Source organism: Pseudomonas sp. NPDC090592 (genome assembly GCF_044769185.1).
Lineage (GTDB): Bacteria > Pseudomonadota > Gammaproteobacteria > Pseudomonadales > Pseudomonadaceae > Aquipseudomonas.
The window spans coordinates 107,920-123,722 of the sequence record NZ_JBIVXJ010000007.1; the positions used below are offsets into that span (position 1 = coordinate 107,920).

A 15,803-nucleotide genomic window follows, 5' to 3' on the forward strand; every position below is an offset into this window, starting at 1 on the left:
TACAGCACAGGCCTTGAAATCTGTGCAGTACCTGTGGGAGCGGGCTTGCCCGCGAAGAGGCCCGCACAGGCAACCAATCAGTCGAAGTACCCACGCAGCCCGAAGGCATACCCGGTATCTACATCCTTCGCCTCACCCCGGCTCCAGCGCTTCTTGAGCACAAATTCGAACGCCGGCTCATACAACCCGTCCCGCACCAGCGCCCCCGCCAGCACCTCCACGTCGTACCAGCCATTGTCCAGCTCGATGATCGGCCGCCCCGGCACCTGGTAGCGGGCCACCAGGTCACCCAGGGTCTTGGGCGTGAAATGCTGCAGGATGCGCCAGGTGTAAAGCATCAGCTCACCGTACTCGACCCGCAGCACATAGCCATTTCGGCGGTGCTTCAGGCGGCTGCCGGGCTCACGCAGGGCCGGGGTGTGGCCATCGAGGGTGAACAGGATGCGGTAGGGCAGGTTGTCGACCCCCGCCAATGGCAGCACGATACCTTCGCGCACGGCCTGGTCGCCGCTGTCGTTATGGGTGAACGCATAAGCCAGGTCATCCGGTAACTCATGTTCCTGCTTGAAGCGCTGAAGCAACTGGATATCGCCGAGCAGAAAATAATCGACCAGGTCGTTGAGCACTTCGCTGAATTCGTGGCGCATCTGTTTTCCTTGTTGGTGCGCGAGGGGCTGTCAGTGTTTCTGGGCAATCTGGATCAGGTTGCCACAGGTGTCATCGAACACGGCCACCGTGACCGGGCCCATGTCGGTAGGCGGTTGGGTGAACTGCACGCCCGCTGCGCACAGGCGGGTGTATTCGGCCTCGATATCACGTACGCCGAACGAGGTCGCGGGGATGCCGTCCTGCTTGAGGGCGGCCTTGTATACCCTGGACGCCGGGTGCGCGTCCGGCTCCAGCAGCAGTTCGACGCCATTGGGGTCGTTGGGTGAGGTCAGGGTCAGCCAGCGGTGCCGGCCCATGGGGATGTCGTGCTTGGGCTCGAAACCGAGTACGTAGTGGTAGAAGGCCAGGGCCTTGGCCTGGTCGTCGACGAGAATGCTGGTGACCACGATCTTCATAGGCGCACTCCGTAATGCTGGGGCCGTTGGGTATCAGTAAAGACGGTCGGGGCTTTTTGGCCAGCAGCGGAACTGGCGATCAGGCCCTTGCGCTACAAAAAAACTGCTCAAGCCATAGGTAAATCCTTTGTCACCCCGTGCCCCATCCGCCAGCAGCCGGGGTTAAAGTGTCAGGCATGATTCCAGCGCGCCCAGACCGGCGTCTAAAGAGGTGCCCGTGGCTGCCTACACTTTGCGACAACTCAAGTACTTCGTCACCACCGTAGAGGCCGGCAGCGTTGCCGAGGCTTCGCGCCAGCTGTACATCGCCCAGCCATCCATTTCCACGGCCATCAAGAGCCTGGAGGAAAGCTTCGGCGTGCAGCTGTTCATTCGTCACCACGCTCAAGGTGTGTCGTTGACGCCTAGCGGCAAGCGCTTCTACGCCAAGACCAAGTCGCTGTTGCAGATGGCCCATGAGTTCGAGCAGAACGCCCTGGCCGACAACGACACCGTTGCCGGGCAAATCGACATTGGCTGTTTCGAAACTGTGGCACCGCTGTACCTGCCGCGCCTGATCGCCGGCTTTCGCCAGCGCTACCCTGGCGTGGATATCCGCCTGCGCGACGGTGAGCAGCAGGACCTGGTCCAGGGGCTGACCGCCGGCACCTTCGACCTGGCGTTTCTGTACGATCACGATCTGGACGGCACCATCGAAGCCGAGCCACTGATGCCACCGCAAAAGCCTTACGTGCTGCTACCCGAGAACCACCGTTTTGCCGGCCAGGCCCAGGTCTCGCTACGCGACCTGTGCCCGGAGCCGATGATCCTGCTGGACGTGGCTCCCAGCCGTACCTATTTCGTCAGCCTGTTCAACGAGATGGGCCTGACGCCGAATATCGTCTTCAGCTCGCCATCCATTGAGATGGTGCGCGGCATGGTTGGGCAGGGCTTCGGTTTTTCGTTGTTGGTGACCAGACCGCATTCGGAATACACCTACGATGGGCAGCGCCTGGCCATGCTGGATATCGCCGAGCCGGTGGCACTGTCGGGGCTGGCAGCAGCGTGGTTGAAGCGGGTGCAACTGACCAAGCCCGCGCAGTTGTTCGTGGAGTTCTGCCGGGAAGAACTGGCGAAGTTCTGAGGCCGGGCGGACACCCACGAACACCTACAGGAAGCGTGTCAATGGCCGCTACTGGCCATCTGCTGCGTCGCTTTGGCCTTGTCCAGCGGCAGGTGGTCGAACTCGCGCAGGCCATTCTTGCGGTACGGGTCACCAATCCAGCGCGGCGCGGCTACAAACTGCGGGCTTACCAGGCTCTTGGCCGGCTCATAGTGGTCGTAGCTCAGCCCGGCCAGGTCGGACAGGGTGTGTATCAGGTGCGAGCTGCTGTACGGGCGGTTGGCCATTGCCTGCAAGTCGCGTGGGTGCTCGGCTTGCCAGCTGGGTGAGGTCCACAGCAGGAACGGGATGGTGTACATCGGCCGGGTCGGTGCCCCTTCGTTGCGCCCCAGCCGGTCGTGGTTACCGGAGCTGTACACGTCTTCACCATGGTCGGACAGGTACACCAGGAAACCATTGGGGTTGCCGGCCGAGTAGCGCTTGATCAGGCTCGACACCACGTAGTCGTTGTAGCGCACCGCGTTGTCGTAGAAGTTGTAGGTTTTGACCTGGTCTGGCGTCAGCTTGGCCGGCACGCCCTGGTTGTCGGTGAAGTGGGCGTAGTCGTTGGGGTAGCGGAAGCGATAGTCCATGTGCGTGCCTAGCAGGTGCACAATGATGAACTTGTTCGGCGCGGGGTCCTGCAGGGCCTTCTCGAACGGTGCCAGCACCACGTCATCGTACTGGCTGGCATTCTGGTTGCGCTGGTTGTTCAGGTATACCGGCGCGTCCGTTTGCTGCGAGAAGGTGGTGAGCATGGTGTTGCGCTTGGTCATGGTCTGCTGGTTGGTGATCCAGAAGGTCTTGTAACCGGCCTGTTTCATCAGGTTGATCAGCGACGGGTCGGTGAGGAAACGGTCCGGGTTCTGCTCGTCGCCGAAGGTGAGGATCTGCTGCATCACTTCGATGGTGTAGGGGCGCGGCGATACCACGTCGCGGAACACCGTAAGGCCCTTGTCGCTGGCAGCCAGCGCGTCGAGGTTGGGGGTGGTGTCGCGGTTGTAGCCGTACAGGTGCATGTGCTCGCGGGTGGTGGACTCGCCCAGCACCAGCACCAACGTGCGGGGCGCCGTACCGCTGCTGTCACGCAGGTTTTGCAGGGGCGGCAACGCAGCGTTCTGGGCCAGCAGCTCCTGCATGCTGTCCAGTTGCTGGCGGTACTGGCGGTAGCCGACCAGCAGTTGCCAAGGTACAGCGGGCTCCATGCGCTGCTGTACCTTTTCGGCAGCGTCGGCAAAGTTGCGCTCCTGGGTGACCATCTGCTTGTAGAACGGGTACACCAGGTTTGCCACCAGCAACAGGGCGACCACCGGCAGACGACTGCGCAGGGGCAGGGTGACCGGCCGTACGCGTTTCCATAACAGCACCGCCACCAGCGTATACAGCAGCAACGCCAGGCCCAGCCACACGCTGAAGTACTGGCTGAAATACTCACCGGCTTCTGCGGTGTTGGACTCGAACATGACGAAGATGACGCTTTGCGAGAACTCCTGGCGGTAGATGCCGAAGTAGCTCAAGCCCACCAGCGATGCGGCCCACAGCACCAGGCCGATGACCGCCGCAGTGGCGCGGGTGAAACGCGGCACCAGCAGCACGGGCGCCAGCCACAGGCTGCTGAGGAAGAACGCATCGCGAAAACCGGCGAAACCGGTAGTGCCACTGAACAGCAGCAACGCCTGGGTTACGCCGGAAAAGTACCAGAAGAACAGCAAAAGCCAGCCCAGGCCGGCCCAGTCCACGCGCTTGTGCGCGGCGGGGGATGTGGTGTGTGACACGTATGCCTCGTCGTACCTTGGCGGCCAGCAGGTGTGCGCGTGACCGGAAAGGGCGTGACGCTAAGCTGACGGGTGTGAAAAATACGTCAATGCGGCGAATTACGGGGCGCAAGGGTATGATGGCGTCAGCAAAAAAACCTGACAGGCCCTGTGGAATATGAATCGTCGTAAGAAGATCAACCAGCTGTTGAAAGCGCATGCGAAGAAGGCCAGTGCCAAGCTGGCACCGCGCAAACCCAAATACATCTGCAAGGCTGACCGTATGAAAATGGAAGCCGAGGCGGCGGATATGCCCCAACCGGCAGATGCGACGTAAATCGGTGCGCCAGCGCGGTTGATGTGGGAGCGGGCGTGCCCGCGAAGCAGGCAGCGCGGAGGATGGCACCGGCGCTGCCGGTGTTCGCGGGCACGCCCGCTCCCACACCAACCGCGCCAACTTTCGGAATTACATTGGCTTCAGCGGCGGTAGTAGCGGTGGTCGTCGTGGTGGCGCTGGTGCATGGCGCGCTCATGGCGGCGCTCCCAGTCCCGGCGTTTTTCCCAGTCCCGGCGCCGCTCCCAATCCCGCCGTGCTTGCTCACGCCGCCACTGCTCACGGCGCCAGTCGCTTCTGTGGTCATGCCAGCGGTCGTCATCGTGCGCCAGCAGCGTGGCTGGCTGTGCAGCGGCCACGCTGGCTACCCTCGACCAGGGATTGCCGGCAGGCTGCAAGGGTGACTGAACGGCCGGTGCCGCCACCGCCGGTGCTTTCATTTGTGTTGCCGATGCCGAGCCCACCGCCGCGAACGAGAACAGGCCGAGCAGCACCAACCTTGCGACATGTATTTTCATGAGCGAAGCCAACCTCTGATAACCATTGAGCCATCTGGCCAGCAGGTGTGGCGCGAACGTTGTCTCGCGTTCGGCGACCTGTCTGTGCCTCACACATAGACAGGCAATCAGGAAAAAGTTCGCTGTAGCAACAACTTGTAGAACTTTGGAGGGCTGAGCTGGCTGACGCCGTTGAGGGTGCACTGCGGGGTAGGAGGGGAGTAATTGCCCGATGCCATGCACCGTGTTGCCATCTTCGCGGCGCAAGCCGCGGGAGCGCTAAGGGGCTGCAAAGCAGCCCCTTAGCGGTGTATCAGTGGCTCACTGCCTGAAAGCTGCCTTTACGGCTGGCTTCATACGCTGCTTTCTCCATCGGCTTGGCCGCTGGGTTGCCCAGGTCTTCCATCGCCAGGCGGTGGGTTTCGGGGGCGATGTAGGCCGCCAGGGCGCACACGCAGGTGATGAAGAACGCCAGGCCACCCACCACCAGCGGGATGTTGTCCGAGCCAGGCGGGGCAACCAGGGCGAACAGCGCCGGCAGCATGGCGGTCAGCATGGTGCCGATGTTTTGCGCGATGGCCATGGCCGAAACGCGGTAGCGGGTGTGGAACAGCTCTGGGTAGAAGCTTGGGAAGACCGCGTTGTAGCCTTGGTAAACCATGCCCCACATGACGATCGAAGCGGCGAACGCCAGTGGCACGTTCTGGATGCTGATGGCATACAGGTAGACGAAGGCCAGCAGGCCAGAGCCCAGGCAGCCGGCGATCATGGTTGGGCGACGGCCGATCTTGTCCGACAGGTTACCCACAAACGGGATCACCAGCACGGCGACGATGTTGCCGACCACTGGAATCCACAGGTACACGCTCTTGTCGAAGCCAATGCCATAGGCTGGCTGCACCGCATAGGCCGCACCGAAGATGGTGGCCACCACCGGGATCACGTTCATCAGGGCCATGAACATCACCAGCACCATGTGTTTCCAGCTGTGGCGGAACGCTTCGCTGATCGGTGACTTGGCCACTTTGTCCTGCTTCTCTTCCTTCACGAATGCCGGGGTTTCGTGCACTTCCTTGCGAATGATGAAGCCGGCAATCAGCACGATGGCGCTCATCAGGAACGGAATGCGCCAGCCCCATTCGGTGAAGGCTTCGCTAGGCATGAAGTAAGCCAGTGGCAGGAACACGGCCGCCGCCAACACCTGGCCGGCCTGCACGCCTTGCAGGGTGAAGCTGGCGTAATAGCCTCTGCGACCGAAGGGAGCGTGCTCCATGATCATTGAGCTGGCACCAGAGATTTCCCCGGCCACGGCAAAGCCCTGGATCAGGCGCAACACCACCAGCAAGGCCGGGGCGAGGTAACCGATGTCGTGGTAGGTGGGCAGCAGGCCGACAGCCATGGTCGACAGGCCCATCAGGAACATGCACAGCAGCAGGACGTTCTTGCGCCCGCGGGTGTCACCCCAGTGGCCCAGCACGAAGGCGCCAACCGGACGCGCCAGGTAGCCCACACCGTAGGTGGCCAACGAGGCAATGATGGCCATTTTCGGGTCGGTATTGGGGAAGAAGATCTGCGGGAAAATCAGCGCAGCGGCCTGGGCGTAGATGAAGAAGTCGTAGTACTCGAGTGCCGAGCCTATCCATCCACTGGCGGTCGCTTTTTTGGCTTGCGAGCTGGAGTGAGCCATCGTTGTCTCCGTTGTTATTGTTGTTTGCGCAGGTTCCGCCAGGGGTTATGCCAAGGCAGGAGGCAGAGGTCGGTGTGCCTGCGTCTGGGTCTCATGTTGACCCTGGGCCAGCGGTGTAGCAATTCGCGAAATCGGGTTTTGTGCGATAATCGAACGCAAAACTAACCATTCCGTACAAAGATATTGAAGCGACGACTTTACCTGCGAATAATCGATCGTGCCATAAACTGTGACAGTGGTTTTTTACCTGACTGGCACCGTAATTTTCCAACAACAAGGAACTCCCGCCATGCAGCGCTCGATCGCCACCGTGTCCTTGAGCGGCACCCTGCCGGAAAAGCTCGAAGCCATCGCCGCCGCCGGTTTTGACGGCGTCGAGATCTTCGAAAACGACTTGCTTTATTACGCCGGCAGCCCACGCCAGGTGCGCCAGATGTGCGCCGACCTAGGGATAGCCATTACCCTGTTCCAGCCGTTTCGCGACTTTGAAGGCTGCCGCCGCGACCGCCTGCAGAAAAACCTCGACCGCGCCGAGCGCAAGTTCGACCTGATGCAGGAGCTGGGCACCGACCTGGTGCTGGTGTGCAGCAACGTGCAGGCTGATGCCCTGGGCGATGAACAGCTGCTGGTCGACGACCTGCGCCTGCTGGGCGAACATGCCGGCAAGCGTGGCCTGCGCATTGGCTACGAAGCCCTGGCCTGGGGCCGCCACGTCAACACCTACCAGCAAGTCTGGAACCTGGTGCGCCAGGCTGACCACCCGGCGCTCGGGGTGATTCTCGACAGCTTCCATACCTTGTCGCTCAAAGGCGACCCAAGCGCGATCCGCGACATTCCCGGCGACAAGATCTTCTTCGTGCAGATGGCCGACGCGCCGATCCTGGCCATGGACGTACTGGAGTGGAGCCGCCACTTCCGTTGCTTCCCGGGGCAGGGCGAAATGGACATGGCCGGCTTCCTGGCGCCAATCCTGGCCACCGGCTACCGTGGGCCGCTGTCGCTGGAAATTTTCAACGATGGTTTCCGCGCCGCGCCACCTCGGCAGAATGCCGCCGACGGCCTGCGTTCGCTGCTGTACCTCGAAGAACAGACCCGCCTGCGCCTGGAGCAGGAGAACACGCCGATCGAGCCCGGCGTGCTGTTCACACCACCGGCGGCAAGCACTTATGACGGCGTGGAGTTTCTTGAGTTTGCGGTCGACGAAGCCGTCGGCGCGCGGTTGGGCAATTGGCTGAAGCGCCTGGGCTTTGCCGAAGCCGGCAAGCACCGCAGCAAGGACGTACAGCTGCTGCGCCAGGGCGATATCAACATTGTGCTGAACGCCGAACCGTATTCTTTTGGCCACAACTTCTTCGAGGCCCATGGCCCGTCGCTGTGCGCCACTGCGCTGCGGGTCAAGGACCAGCAGGCCGCCCTGAAACGTGCAACGGCCTACCGTGGCCAGCCGTTCCGCGGGCTGGTCGGCCCCAATGAATGTGAAGTACCGGCGGTACGTGCCCCGGATGGCAGCCTGCTGTACCTGGTAGAGCAGGGCACCGCCGGCCAGACCCTGTACGACACCGATTTCAGCCTGGACAAGAACGCCACCGCCACCGGCGGCCTGCGCCGCATCGACCACATGGCCCTGGCCCTGCCGGCCGAGTCGCTGGACAGCTGGGTGCTGTTCTACAAGAGCCTGTTCGACTTCGCCGCCGACGACGAAGTGGTGCTGCCCGACCCGTATGGCCTGGTCAAGAGCCGCGCCCTGCGTAGCCAGTGCGGCACCTTGCGCCTGCCGTTGAACATCTCGGAGAACCGCAACACCGCCATCGCCCATGCATTGTCCAGCTACCGCGGTTCGGGGGTGCATCATATCGCCTTCGATTGTGACGACATCTTCCGTGAAGTAGCACGGGCGAAGCTGGCCGGCGTGCCGCTGCTGGAAATCCCGCTCAACTACTACGACGACCTGGCAGCGCGCTTCGATTTCGACGACGAGTTCCTCAGCGAGCTGGCCTACTACAACGTGTTGTACGACCGCGATGCGCAAGGTGGCGAGCTGTTCCACGTGTACACCGAACCGTTCGAGGAGCGCTTCTTCTTCGAGATCATCCAGCGCAAGGGTGGCTATGCGGGGTATGGGGCGGCCAACGTGGCGGTGCGCCTGGCGGCCATGGCCAAGGCCCGCAGCGGCGCGGCGCGCAAGCCGGTGCTCTAAGCCCGACACGGTAAGTGTAGGAGCGGCCTTGTGTCGCGATGGGCCGCAAGGCGGCCCCAGGTTCTTTGTTGCGGCCTCCATTTCTGGGGCCGCTTTGCGGCCCATCGCGACACAAGGCCGCTCCTACACCGACCGTGTATGCCTCAGGGGCGCTCAGCCACCATCAATAGTGACTGCGGCACCGCACTTTGCGGGTGCTGCGGCTCCTGCAAACCGACCAGCCGCCACCCGGCCATGTCCAGCGCATTCAGCCAGCTGGCCAAGGTGCGGAAATACCAGGGCATCGGCTGCCAATCTCCGCCAAACCCGGCAAATGATTCCTCCCGCCAGCCATCCTGATAATCCCCGTCGGCCACGCTCCATGGGTGCAGTGTCTGGATCACCAGTGCGCCACCCGGCACCAGCAGATCATTCATCGCCGCCAACAGCGGAATAATGTCCTGATGCAATAGCGCGAAGTTGGCGCAGACCAGGTCATAACCCTTGCCCACATACACCTGCGCATCGGCCAGCTGCGCATAACTGGCCAGGTGCACCTCGGCCGAGCCCGCAGCGCGCGCGGCATCCACCAGCATCCGGTCACCATCAACGCCCACAGCTTCGATCCCGCGGTCGTGCAGCGCACGCAGCAACCAGCCCTCACCACAGCCCAGGTCCAGTACCCGTCCGGGCTGGCGGCCAAGGATGGTAAGCAGGATGGCCTGGTCGGTGACCTGGCGACGGCTCTCGATGGCACCGTTGCGCACGGCATCAATCCAGGCTTGGGCGTTGTGCTGCCAGCTGTCGAGCAGGGTGTTTTCAAGGTCAGACATGGTGGTTTCCCGGTGGTTGAACTTGCGTTGGGTTGAAACGCTACCTTGCTGTTGAAAAGAGCCAGCGCAGAGGGCAATGGGGGTATGCCTACCCGGTCGCAGTGCGTTTTCGTTTGACCCGGTACATATCCCCATCGGCATGGCGCAGCAGCATGTCGGCATCGTGGCCGTCCTCCGGGAAGCGGGCCACGCCAATGCTGCAGGATGGCGCGTCGATGCCTGGCAATTCGGCGCTGAGCGGTTCGGCCATGGCTGCCAGGATGTTCGCCACATGTTCGCCAATGGCCTCTGTTGACGGGCAATCGGTCAGCAGCACGGTGAACTCGTCACCGCCCATGCGCGCCACCGTGTCGGTGGCGCTTACGCAGCCTTCAAGGCGCCGCGCCAGCGTGCACAGCACCCGGTCGCCCGCGGTATGCCCGTGCACATCGTTGATTTGCTTGAAGTCGTTGATATCCAGAAACAGCAACGCCAGCGTGCGATCGTGGCGCCGGGCGGCGGCAAGGGCAGTGTCCAGCCGTTCATTGAACATGGCGCGGTTGGCCAGCCGGGTCAGCGGGTCATGGTGGGCCAGAAAGCGCAGTTCATCCTCGGCCTGGCGCAGGGCGGTCACATCCCGGGCCACACCGATACGCGCTTGAGCCTCTTCGGACCAGCTGGCTGCCCACAGGATGTGCACGATACCGCCATCCTTGCGCACATAGCGGTTACGGAAGTCGTAATGGGGCTGGCCGTTCATCACCCGCACAATTGACGCGCGCGTGGCCGCCAGGTCGTCGGGGTGCATGTAGTCGGTGATCAGCGTGCCGATCATTTCAGCGGGCTGGTAACCCAGCAGCGCCTCGCAGGCATCGCTGACAAAAGCGATCTGGTTGTCCCTGTCGACCACGAACACGGTGTCCAGCATCAGGTGGATCAACCTGGGGTACAACGCTTGAAGGTCTACGGGCATGGGGCAGGGCGTCCACGGCAGGGTGTCCGATCATAGCGCGAAGAATTGCGTCGCAGCTATGCATAGGCTTCAACGTCAACGTTGCTCATAGAGCCGCACATCACTTACTGATTTAGCAGGGACCCTGTGGGAGCGGGCGTGCCCGCGAACACCGGCGCAGCCGGTGCCATGCACCGCGTTGGATTCTTCGCGGGCACGCCCGCTCCCACAGCGCAGCCCAATGGGCTGAGCAATCCCCCACAAGAATCGCGTCAACCTTCAGATCCCATCAATTGGTCACCAGTAGCTCAGGCCCGAGGTAATCAGCTCCAGCCCGATCGAACTGTAGTGGTTGCGCTGGTCAATCTCGGAAATCGACTGGCTGCTGCCGGCGGTATAACCCGCCACGAAATCCAGGGTAGGGTAGTGCCCGGCGCGGGCGCGTTTCACTTCTTCTTCGGCCAGCTCGTAGTTGTGCCGGCGCGCATGAATCAGCGGGCTGTCCGCCTGGGCTTTCAGCAGCCAGTCCTGCAGGTTGCCTGGCATCAGGGGCGGTGTGGTGAAGCCCGGTTGCAAGGTGATCAGCGAGTCAGGGGTTTCACCGATGTATTCTTCCAGCTTGCGGCGGGCGTTGATCAGGTTGTCCTGAGCCTCGATCAGGTCAGCTTCGGCCAGGTCACGACGGGCTACCGACTCGTCGACGTCGGTGATGGTACCGGCGCCCAGCCGGCAGCGTGCTGACCAACATCAACCTGATCAACGGTTTGTCCAGCCTGCTGGCCGCCGGGGCGACGTTCTACGATGGCGGCAATATCATCCTTGGCGGCAGCGGTAGCGACCTGCTCGAAGGCCGTGGCGGCGACGACATCCCCGACGGTGACAAGTGGCTGAACGTACGCATCAGCGTGCGTGCCAACCATGACGGCACCGGCCCGGAAATCGCCAGCTTCAACAGCATGGAGCCGATGGTGCCGTTCATGCTCAATGGCACCTACAACCCGGGCCAGCTGGTGATCGTGCGGGAAATCCTGAGCGGCACCGACAACTACGACACGGCGGTGTTCTCGGGGGTGGCCACCGACTACAGCGTGGTGGTCGATGGCAACTCGGTGATCGTCACCGACCTGGTGGCGGGGCGTGATGGTGTTGACCACCTCACCGGTATCGAGCGCCTGCAGTTCTCTGACCGTTCGCAGGCGTCTGGTGTGGGTACTGCCGTAAACGCAGGCCCCACGGGGCACCTGGCGATTCTCGACGCGGCCACCGGGCTGCGTGACGACACGCCGGTCAGCGGTCAGCTGCTGCGGGTAACGCCACTGGCGGTACGTGATGCGGACAACGTCAGCGCGGCCAACCCTACCGGCGCAGTCAACGGCCCAGTCGCCTATTACTGGCAAGTCGAAACCCTGCCTGGCTCGGGCGTGTATGAAGACATCACCTTCGTTGCCGCCGGCGAAGTTTCGCGGGCCATCGGTACAACGTACCGCGTAACGGACGATGTGGCCGGCCTGAGCATCCGCGTTCGCGCGGTGTACCAGGACGCCAAGGGCACGCTGGAAATCGTTGACTCGTCGCCGAACAGTGCCCCGAGTGCCGGGCCTGCCGTGACCGGGTTGCTGGTGCAAAACCAGACCCTCACCGCCAACCCGGCGACCATCGTTGATGCCGATGGCCTGAGCAACCCGCAGTTCAGCTTCCAGTGGCAGTCCAACCGGGGTGTGGGCTGGGTCAACATTGTTGGCGCCATCAGCAGCACCTTTGTCCTGACCCAGGCACAAGTGGGGCAGAACATGCGGGTGGTGGTCAGCTACGTGGATGACTTCGGTGTGCAGGAAAGCGTCGCCTCCGACATCCTCGACCCGGTCGCCAACGTCAACGATGCGCCGACCGGTACTGTGGTGATCAGCGACACCACGCCAGACCGGGGCCAGACACTGACCGCACTGACGGGCGGCATAGCCGACCTGGACGGGTTGGGCGCCTTCAGCTTCCAGTGGCAACAGGGCACGGGCGGCACCTTCAGCAACATCGCCGGCGCCACTGCCGCTACCTTCACTCCGGGCTTTGCCCAAGGCAACCAGCAACTGCGGGTGATCGTGCGCTACACCGACGGCTTCGGCACGCTGGAATCGCTGACTTCGTCGGCAACTGCAGCCGTGGTGGTGCCGCCGGGGGTGACGCTGGTTGGCACCAACGCTGCCAACACCCTGACCGGTGGTGCGGGCAACGATGTGATCTCGGGCCTGGGCGGTAATGACACGCTCAATGGCCTGGGCGGCGCCGACCAGTTGTTCGGGGGTGTCGGCAACGACACCCTCAACGGCGACGGCGGCAACGACCAGCTGTTCGGTGGCCTGGGCGCCGACCGCCTGAACGGTGGCGGTGGTGACGACAGCCTCGATGGCGGGGACGGCAGTGACACGCTGCTAGGGGATGCCGGAAACGACACCTTGGTCGGTGGTGCTGGCGATGACAGCCTGGACGGTGGCAACGGCAACGACACCCTGCAGGGCGGCGATGGCAACGACACGCTGTTCGGTGACGTGGGGGCCGACACGTTGTTCGGTGGCGCCGGCAATGACTTCCTCAACGGCTCGGCCGGTAACGATACGGTCGTGGGGGGGGCCGGCAACGACACCATGATGGCCATCGACGGCAATGATGTGTTCCAGTTTGCTGCCGGCTTCGGCAACGACCTGATCATAAGCTTCGATGCCATCGCGGCGGGGGGCCAGAACCGGCTGGACATCACCGCGCTCAACATCACTGCGGCCAACTTTGCCGCCAGCGTCACCATCGCCGATGTAGGCGCGGACACGCTGGTCAGCATTGGCGCTGCCGACTCCATCCGCTTGGTGGGGGTGGCGGATGCGACCACGGTGACTGCCGCGGACTTCATCCTCGCAGGTTGAGGCAGACTACCGGGGCCGCTAGCGGCCCCGGTTTGGTGGCTCAGAAGTCGTAACGCAGGTTCAGCGTGGCATTGCGGGGTGCCCCATAATGCCCATAGTTGCCCGCCAGGCCCGCGTAGTATTTCTTGTCGAACAGGTTCTCCACATTCAAAGTGGCCGCCAGGTTGTCACTGAGCTTGTAGCGCGCCATCAGGCTGGCGACGGCATAGTCTTCCTGTGTGATGCGTGTGTTGCGAGTGGTCAACAGAGATTGTTTGGAGTTCCAGTTCACCCCGCCACCCAAAGTCAGGCGCTGCCACTCACCCGGCAGGCGATAGGTGCTCCACAAACGGAAGGTGTCCAGCGGCAGTTGCGGTGTCAGGCGGTTGCCCTGGACGTTTTCGGTGCGCGAGTGGCTGTACCCGGTATGCACGTTCCAGCCGTTGGCCACTTCGCCGGAAAGCTCAAGGTCGATGCCTTTGGTCTCGGCACCGTCGACGGCACGTGATGCAGTTGAGTTCGCCACGCCAGGAATCGGGAAGCCAGTGTCGTCTTCGGCAAAGTTGTCCCGCTTGATCAGGTAAATCGCCGCGCTGGTATTGAGCCGGCCGTCATAGAATTCGCCCTTCCAGCCCATCTCGTAGTTTTTGCCAATTACCGGGTCCAGCACTTTCCCGGTACGGTCCCTGGCGGTTTGCGGCTTGAAGATATCGGTATAGCTGGCGTACACCGATTGCTCTGCTGTCAGGTCGTAGATCAGCCCTGCATAGGGTACGACTTCGCCACGTTCCTGCATCGTGGACGGCCGGTCGAAACCGCTGGGCAACGATACCTGATGGGCGTCGTAGCTGTAGTTGGTGGTTCGCGCACCCAGAATCAGGTGCAGGTCATCGGTGAAGTTGAGCCGGGTGGCGGCAAAGTATCCGGTCTGACGAATGTTGACGTCGTAATCCAGCACGGGTGTGTAGTTGCCAGGCTGCGGTATGCGGTTGCCCCAGGTGAAGAAGTTGAATGTCGGCGACCCTGCCGATCCGGTCAGGTGATTGTTCCTGTAGTCCAGATAATCGAACCCGACGATCAGGTCATGGGACTGCCCAAACAGCTCGAAAGGCCCCTGCAGGGTGATGTTCATGCCGCGCTGCACCTGGTGCGCCTCGACCTGCAGCAGGTCGAGCGTGCCCAGGCCAGTGTTCTGGTCGAGGGTGGCGACCCCGGCACCGGTGCGGTAGAACGCTGACAGCGAGTCACGGTCGACGTCCATGTAGTTGCCGGCCAGTTTCAGCTGCCAGCCATTGGCAAGCTCCTGGTCCAGGCCAAAAGAGTAGTTCCTGGTCGTGTAATCCTCATACATCCAGCGCGGGCCCGAACTGGTCGAACGGGAAAAGTCGGTGGGCTGGCCGTTGCTGTAGAACAATGGCACGCCGGGCGCGCCATTGGCATTGTAGGTCTGGTAGTCCACCCCCACGCGTGCGGTGGTGGTGTCGGTCAGGTCTGCTTCAAGCACGCCGTATAGCAGGTCACGGTCCTGGCTGTACCAGTCCATGAAACTGTGGTTGGTCTGCTTGGCCGCCACCAGCCGACCGCGCAGCTTGCCATTTTCCACCAGCGGCCCCGAGACATCGGCCTCGGCGCGGTAGTAGTCCCATGAGCCAACCCCGGCCTGAACGTAGGACTGAAACTCGCGTGTAGGGCGTTTGCGCACCATGTTGACCACACCATTGGGCTCACCCGCACCGGTCATCAGGCCAGTGGCCCCACGCACGATCTCGATACGGTCGAAGATGGCCATGTCCATCAGCGTGCTGGGCATGTTGCGGGTCAGGTATTCCTGGACCGTATTGACCCCGTCGAGCTGGTAGGTGCTGATTTCGGAACCGCGCGAGTAGATGTGAAAGCGCTCGCCGCCGTCCTGCGACATGGTAATGCCCGGGTTTTGCTTGAGCACATCGGTGATGCTCGCCAGGTGCTGGTCGTCCATCTGCTGGCGGGTGACCACGCTGATGCTCTGCGGCGTTTCGCGAATAGACAGGTTCATCTTCGTCGCCGTGCTGGTCACCCCGGTGGTATAGGAGCCGGTCCCTTCGGTGGTGGCGCCCAGCCCGAAACTGTTCACGTGGGTTGCCGACAGCTCCATGGCCCCGGGTTCTTCACCGGCAGGGATGATGAACCAGCGCTCGTCACTTTCGCGCATCACCCGCAGGCCACTGCCCGACAACAGCGCCTGCAAGCCCTCGTCGACCCCGTACATGCCCTCCAGCCCCGGCGTCTTGCGGCCTTGCGTGGAGGCCGGGTCGAACGACAGCACAATACCTGCCTGGGTGGCAAAGCGGGTCAGCGCCTGGCCGAGATCGCCCTGGCCGATGTGGTACTCACGGGGTGTGCTGTCGGCCAGGGCCGGGGTGGCAGCGAGCAGCGCCGATACCAGCAGGGCATTGCGAATACCGGCCGCCAGCGGGCGGAGCGGATGATGCGTTTTCATGGAGGGCTTCTCTTAT

The 15,803-nt window shown here is 62.6% G+C and carries 11 protein-coding genes and 2 pseudogenes; 4 read left to right on the forward strand and 9 right to left on the reverse strand.

Annotation, left to right across the window (positions count from 1 at the left end; all coding sequences use genetic code 11):
* Window positions 1-77: 77 nt before the first annotated feature.
* The gene (locus ACIQUI_RS08095; RefSeq protein ID WP_403196904.1) at window positions 78-647 is read right to left on the reverse strand and encodes a hypothetical protein; all 570 of its coding nucleotides are present in this window, start codon (window positions 645-647) and stop codon (window positions 78-80) included.
* 30 nt (window positions 648-677) lie between these two features.
* Window positions 678-1,064, reverse strand: coding sequence for a VOC family protein (locus ACIQUI_RS08100; protein WP_403196906.1), 387 nt, complete (start codon window positions 1,062-1,064; stop codon window positions 678-680).
* A 217-nt stretch (window positions 1,065-1,281) separates the two neighbouring features.
* Here ACIQUI_RS08100 and ACIQUI_RS08105 point away from each other — a divergent pair, with 217 nt between their 5' ends.
* Entirely contained in the window at window positions 1,282-2,187 is a 906-nt protein-coding gene (locus ACIQUI_RS08105; protein ID WP_403196909.1) for a LysR family transcriptional regulator, read from the forward strand.
* A 38-nt stretch (window positions 2,188-2,225) separates the two neighbouring features.
* Here the strand turns inward: ACIQUI_RS08105 and ACIQUI_RS08110 are convergent, their stop codons facing one another.
* On the reverse strand, window positions 2,226-3,980 hold the full coding sequence (locus tag ACIQUI_RS08110; RefSeq protein ID WP_403196911.1) for a phosphoethanolamine transferase CptA: 1,755 nt from the start codon (window positions 3,978-3,980) through the stop codon (window positions 2,226-2,228).
* Window positions 3,981-4,137: 157 nt separating this feature from the next.
* Between ACIQUI_RS08110 and ACIQUI_RS08115 the strand changes: the two genes are divergently transcribed.
* Window positions 4,138-4,296 (forward strand): DUF2986 domain-containing protein, encoded by a 159-nt coding sequence (locus ACIQUI_RS08115; protein WP_403196914.1) that lies wholly within the window; start codon window positions 4,138-4,140, stop codon window positions 4,294-4,296.
* 140 nt (window positions 4,297-4,436) lie between these two features.
* On the opposite strand, the gene ACIQUI_RS08120 is transcribed toward ACIQUI_RS08115, so the two are convergent.
* Entirely contained in the window at window positions 4,437-4,811 is a 375-nt protein-coding gene (locus ACIQUI_RS08120; RefSeq protein WP_403196917.1) for a hypothetical protein, read from the reverse strand.
* A 292-nt stretch (window positions 4,812-5,103) separates the two neighbouring features.
* Window positions 5,104-6,477, reverse strand: a complete 1,374-nt coding sequence (locus ACIQUI_RS08125; RefSeq protein ID WP_403196920.1) for an MFS transporter — start codon at window positions 6,475-6,477, stop codon at window positions 5,104-5,106.
* Window positions 6,478-6,766: 289 nt separating this feature from the next.
* Between ACIQUI_RS08125 and quiC the strand changes: the two genes are divergently transcribed.
* Window positions 6,767-8,674, forward strand: coding sequence for a 3-dehydroshikimate dehydratase QuiC (quiC, locus tag ACIQUI_RS08130; protein ID WP_403196923.1), 1,908 nt, complete (start codon window positions 6,767-6,769; stop codon window positions 8,672-8,674).
* A 143-nt stretch (window positions 8,675-8,817) separates the two neighbouring features.
* Here the strand turns inward: quiC and ACIQUI_RS08135 are convergent, their stop codons facing one another.
* From ACIQUI_RS08135 to ACIQUI_RS08145, 3 genes and pseudogenes are all read right to left on the reverse strand, one after another.
* Window positions 8,818-9,486: a class I SAM-dependent methyltransferase gene (locus tag ACIQUI_RS08135; protein ID WP_403196925.1), complete on the reverse strand. Its 669-nt coding sequence runs from the start codon at window positions 9,484-9,486 to the stop codon at window positions 8,818-8,820.
* 88 nt (window positions 9,487-9,574) lie between these two features.
* On the reverse strand, window positions 9,575-10,438 hold the full coding sequence (locus ACIQUI_RS08140; RefSeq protein ID WP_403196928.1) for a diguanylate cyclase domain-containing protein: 864 nt from the start codon (window positions 10,436-10,438) through the stop codon (window positions 9,575-9,577).
* 303 nt (window positions 10,439-10,741) lie between these two features.
* Window positions 10,742-11,152, reverse strand: a pseudogene (locus tag ACIQUI_RS08145) (TolC family protein); the annotation flags it as partial.
* Between ACIQUI_RS08145 and ACIQUI_RS08150 the strand changes: the two are divergent.
* A pseudogene (locus ACIQUI_RS08150) lies at window positions 11,146-13,329 on the forward strand (heme peroxidase); the annotation flags it as partial. The pseudogenes ACIQUI_RS08145 and ACIQUI_RS08150 overlap by 7 nt on opposite strands.
* A 40-nt stretch (window positions 13,330-13,369) precedes the next feature.
* On the opposite strand, the gene ACIQUI_RS08155 reads toward ACIQUI_RS08150, so the two are convergent.
* A complete protein-coding gene (locus tag ACIQUI_RS08155) occupies window positions 13,370-15,787 on the reverse strand; it encodes a TonB-dependent siderophore receptor (protein ID WP_403196930.1) in 2,418 nt (805 codons plus the stop codon).
* Window positions 15,788-15,803 lie beyond the last annotated feature (16 nt).